Here is a 5,536-nt window from a genome sequence, read left to right as displayed (position 1 = left end):
CCCAAAGACAAACCCCCACCCGTTTTCACGGATGGGGGTTTGGGGATAAAGACCCTGGCGATGACCTACTCTCGCATGGCAAAGCCACACTACCATCGGCGCGGGTGCGTTTCACTTCCGAGTTCGGGATGGGATCGGGTGGTTCCACACCGCTATGGTCACCAGGGAGAGGGTGGAGGGTCGCACTTGCGTGCGCCGCGCTCTCGACTGATTACCGGACGGATCTTTGGATCCGAGCGGAAAAGGGGTGGATGTAGCGAGCAGTGGAATGTCGTGACGTATCACGAGGCCAAGGGCACTTCGACTGGAGCACCGCTCCAGGAAGCCACTTGAGGTTATATGGTCAAGCCGCACGGATCATTAGTACTGGTTAGCTCAATGCATTGCTGCACTTACACACCCAGCCTATCAACCACCTGGTCTTGATGGTTCCTTCAGGGGAGTCAAGCTCCCGGGAGATCTCATCTTGAGGCGCGCTTCCCGCTTAGATGCTTTCAGCGGTTATCGCTTCCGAACATAGCTACCCGGCAGTGCCACTGGCGTGACAACCGGAACACCAGAGGTTCGTCCACTCCGGTCCTCTCGTACTAGGAGCAGCCCCTCTCAAATCTCCAACGCCCACGACAGATAGGGACCGAACTGTCTCACGACGTTCTGAACCCAGCTCGCGTACCACTTTAAATGGCGAACAGCCATACCCTTGGGACCGACTACAGCCCCAGGATGTGATGAGCCGACATCGAGGTGCCAAACACCGCCGTCGATATGAACTCTTGGGCGGTATCAGCCTGTTATCCCCGGAGTACCTTTTATCCGTTGAGCGATGGCCCTTCCATACAGAACCACCGGATCACTAAGACCTACTTTCGTACCTGCTTGATCCGTCGATCTTGCAGTCAAGCACGCTTATGCCTTTGCACACAGTGCGCGATGTCCGACCGCGCTGAGCGTACCTTCGTGCTCCTCCGTTACTCTTTGGGAGGAGACCGCCCCAGTCAAACTACCCACCATACACGGTCCCCGCGCCGGATAACGGCGCCAGGTTAGAACGTCAAGCACATCAGGGTGGTATTTCAAGGATGGCTCCACCGAAGCTAGCGCCTCGGTTTCACAGCCTCCCACCTATCCTACACAGACGAACTCAACGTTCAGTGTAAAGCTATAGTAAAGGTTCACGGGGTCTTTCCGTCTTGCCGCGGGAACGCTGCATCTTCACAGCGATTTCAATTTCACTGAGTCTCGGGTGGAGACAGCGCCGCTGTCGTTACGCCATTCGTGCAGGTCGGAACTTACCCGACAAGGAATTTCGCTACCTTAGGACCGTTATAGTTACGGCCGCCGTTTACTGGGGCTTCGATCAAGAGCTTCGCCTTGCGGCTAACCCCATCAATTAACCTTCCAGCACCGGGCAGGCGTCACACCCTATACGTCCACTTTCGTGTTTGCAGAGTGCTGTGTTTTTGATAAACAGTCGCAGCGGCCTGGTCACTGCGGCCCTTCTCAGCTATTAACCAAAAAGGGCGCACCTTCTCCCGAAGTTACGGTGCTATTTTGCCTAGTTCCTTCACCCGAGTTCTCTCATGCGCCTTAGAATTCTCATCCTGCCCACCTGTGTCGGTTTACGGTACGGTCTGCGTAAGCTGAAGCTTAGGAGCTTTTCCTGGAAGCGTGATATCAGCAGCTTCGTCCAAAAGGACTCGTCCTTAGTCTCAACGTTGCTCCCCCGGATTTGCCTAAGGGAACCGCCTCAACTCTCTCACCCGGACAACCAACGCCGGGCCTGCCTAACCTTCTCCGTCCCTCCATCGCACTTACGCGAGGTGCTGGAATATTAACCAGCTTCCCATCGACTACGCTTTTCAGCCTCGCCTTAGGGGCCGACTCACCCTGCGCCGATTGACGTTGCGCAAGGAAACCTTGGGCTTTCGGCGTGCGGGGTTTTCACCCGCATTATCGTTACTCATGTCAGCATTCGCACTTCCGATACCTCCAGCAACCTTCTCAAGTCACCTTCAACGGCTTACGGAACGCTCCTCTACCGCGCACATCGAAATGTGCACCCCAAGCTTCGGTTCATCGCTTAGCCCCGTTAAATCTTCCGCGCAGACCGACTCGACCAGTGAGCTATTACGCTTTCTTTAAAGGGTGGCTGCTTCTAAGCCAACCTCCTGGCTGTCTGTGCCTTTCCACATCGTTTTCCACTTAGCGATGAATTTGGGACCTTAGCTGTGGGTCTGGGTTGTTTCCCTTTTCACGACGGACGTTAGCACCCGCCGTGTGTCTCCCGGATAGTCCGTGCTGGTATTCGGAGTTTGCAATGGTTTGGTAAGTCGCAATGACCCCCTAGCCATAACAGTGCTCTACCCCCAGCAGGATTCGTCCGAGGCGCTACCTAAATAGCTTTCGAGGAGAACCAGCTATCTCCGGGTTCGATTAGCTTTTCACTCCTAATCACACCTCATCCCCATCTTTTGCAACAGATGTGGGTTCGGGCCTCCAGTCCGTGTTACCGGACCTTCACCCTGGGCATGACTAGATCACCCGGTTTCGGGTCTACTGCCCGCGACTATGCGCCCTTTTCAGACTCGGTTTCCCTTCGCCTCCCCTATACGGTTAAGCTCGCCACGAACAGTAAGTCGCTGACCCATTATACAAAAGGTACGCCGTCACCAAACAAGTTGGCTCCGACTGCTTGTACGCACACGGTTTCAGGGTCTATTTCACTCCCCTCTCCGGGGTTCTTTTCGCCTTTCCCTCACGGTACTGGTTCACTATCGGTCGGTCAGTAGTATTTAGCCTTGGAGGATGGTCCCCCCATGTTCAGACAGGGTTTCACGTGCCCCGCCTTACTCGATTTCACTGAAAAAGCCTTTTCGCATACCGGGCTGTCACCGTCTACGGCCAACCTTTCCAGGTTGTTCTGCTAAAACTTAATCAGCTTAAGGGCTGGTCCCCGTTCGCTCGTCACTACTCAGGGAATCTCGGTTGATTTCTTTTCCTCCGGGTACTTAGATATTTCAGTTCTCCGGGTTCGCTTCCAGCAGCTATGTATTCACTGCAGGATACTGCTTGCGCAGTGGGTTTCCCCATTCGGACATTACGGGATCAAAGCTTGTTGCCAGCTCCCCCGTACTTTTCGCAGGCTGCCACGTCCTTCATCGCCTCTGACCGCCAAGGCATCCACCGTGTGCGCTTATTCGCTTGACCATATAACCCCAAGTCGCCTCAGGGTCGTATTTGTGTCCAGGGGTACAAAGCCCGGACGCGAATTCAACGACTCAATTTTTAGGGGCTCGAAGCCCCCGCCTTAGCCTCACGACACGTCTGTAGACATTCCGTCTAAAACGCTCGCTACATCCGATTTTCAAAGAACACCTCACCGGCCTCAGCGCCCGTGCGGTTCTAATCTTGAGTGTGTGCTGACATTCGAAGTGGTGGGTCTGGGAGGACTCGAACCACCGACCTCACCCTTATCAGGGGTGCGCTCTAACCACCTGAGCTACAGACCCGGTGCGTGGTGGAGCTTGTCGGGATCGAACCGACGACCCCCTGCTTGCAAAGCAGGTGCTCTCCCAGCTGAGCTAAAGCCCCGTATTACAGGGACGCGCTCTGGAAAGCCCCCTTGGGCCTTCCGGAACTTCGAATGCAGGTGTCTTGTGCGGGCGCCTGGCAGCAATGCTGCCGGTTCTCAAAAGGAGGTGATCCAGCCGCACCTTCCGATACGGCTACCTTGTTACGACTTCACCCCAGTCATCGGCCACACCGTGGCAAGCGCCCCCCCGAAGGTTAAGCTACCTGCTTCTGGTGCAACAGACTCCCATGGTGTGACGGGCGGTGTGTACAAGGCCCGGGAACGTATTCACCGCAGCAATGCTGATCTGCGATTACTAGCGATTCCGACTTCATGGAGTCGAGTTGCAGACTCCAATCCGGACTGAGATGGGGTTTCTGGGATTGGCTCACCGTCGCCGGCTTGCAGCCCTCTGTCCCCACCATTGTAGTACGTGTGTAGCCCTGGCCGTAAGGGCCATGATGACTTGACGTCATCCCCACCTTCCTCCGGTTTGTCACCGGCGGTCTCCTTAGAGTTCCCACCATTACGTGCTGGCAACTAAGGACAAGGGTTGCGCTCGTTGCGGGACTTAACCCAACATCTCACGACACGAGCTGACGACAGCCATGCAGCACCTGTGTTCTGGTTCCCGAAGGCACTCCCGCATCTCTGCAGGATTCCAGACATGTCAAGGCCAGGTAAGGTTCTTCGCGTTGCATCGAATTAAACCACATACTCCACCGCTTGTGCGGGCCCCCGTCAATTCCTTTGAGTTTCAGTCTTGCGACCGTACTTCCCAGGCGGCGAACTTAACGCGTTAGCTTCGATACTGAGTGCCAAGTTGCACCCAACATCCAGTTCGCATCGTTTAGGGCGTGGACTACCAGGGTATCTAATCCTGTTTGCTCCCCACGCTTTCGTGCCTCAGTGTCAGTGCTGGTCCAGGTGGCCGCCTTCGCCACGGATGTTCCTCCCGATATCTACGCATTTCACTGCTACACCGGGAATTCCGCCACCCTCTACCGCACTCTAGACCGCCAGTATCCAATGCAGTTCCCAGGTTGAGCCCAGGGCTTTCACATCAGACTTAACGAACCACCTACGCACGCTTTACGCCCAGTAATTCCGAGTAACGCTTGCACCCTTCGTATTACCGCGGCTGCTGGCACGAAGTTAGCCGGTGCTTATTCTTCCGGTACCGTCATAACCCCTGAGTATTAATCAAAGGCTTTTCTTTCCGGACAAAAGAGCTTTACAACCCGAAGGCCTTCTTCACTCACGCGGCATGGCTGGATCAGGCTTGCGCCCATTGTCCAATATTCCCCACTGCTGCCTCCCGTAGGAGTCTGGACCGTGTCTCAGTTCCAGTGTGGCTGATCATCCTCTCAGACCAGCTACGGATCGTCGCCTTGGTGGGCCTTTACCCCGCCAACTAGCTAATCCGGCGTCGGCTCATCTTTCTGCGTGAGGCCTTGCGGTCCCCCACTTTCACCCGTAGGTCGTATGCGGTATTAGCGTAAGTTTCCCTACGTTATCCCCCACAAAAAGGCAGATTCCGACGCATTCCTCACCCGTCCGCCGCTCGCCGGCATCCCGAAGGACCCGCTGCCGCTCGACTTGCATGTGTTAGGCCTGCCGCCAGCGTTCACTCTGAGCCAGGATCAAACTCTTCACTTAAGTTTTGCAACCAATCCCGAAGGATCAGCTAAAGCTTTTAGTGCAGAGCCCGTTCCAAGCCTCAAAACTCGCTTGCATTTGCATGCATTTAAATCTTGTTGCTTGTGACGAGACATCTGCGATGGACAGTCATCCACCACCAGACGCCCGCACAAGTCACCTGCGCACACTGTCAAAGATCTCAAGGTCCGGCCTCAGCGCCTTCCCCTCTTTCTTCCCTCACCCGGCGAACTTCAGTCCGTCCGAGTGAGCCGCCCATTTTAGAGCAGTTCCGATCACTGTCAACACCCTGTGAGCGGAAATTTT

Annotated in this window: 2 tRNA genes and 3 rRNA genes; all 5 read right to left on the bottom strand. The window is 55.4% G+C overall.

Going from position 1 to position 5,536, the window contains the following annotated elements:
* Window positions 1-52: 52 nt before the first annotated feature.
* Window positions 53-166, bottom strand: a 5S ribosomal RNA gene (gene rrf, locus ACY35P_RS14830).
* 173 nt (window positions 167-339) lie between these two features.
* Window positions 340-3,207: ribosomal RNA gene (locus ACY35P_RS14825) — 23S ribosomal RNA — on the bottom strand.
* A gap of 225 nt (window positions 3,208-3,432) precedes the next feature.
* A tRNA-Ile gene (locus ACY35P_RS14820) sits at window positions 3,433-3,509 on the bottom strand.
* A gap of 6 nt (window positions 3,510-3,515) precedes the next feature.
* Window positions 3,516-3,591, bottom strand: a tRNA-Ala gene (locus ACY35P_RS14815).
* A 100-nt stretch (window positions 3,592-3,691) separates the two neighbouring features.
* Window positions 3,692-5,230 (bottom strand): 16S ribosomal RNA (locus ACY35P_RS14810).
* Together the 16S, 23S and 5S rRNA genes with 2 tRNA genes alongside form the textbook arrangement of a ribosomal RNA operon.
* Window positions 5,231-5,536 lie beyond the last annotated feature (306 nt).

This window comes from Lysobacter xanthus, from assembly GCF_047159895.1.
This window is presented reverse-complemented; position numbering and strand designations above follow the sequence as displayed.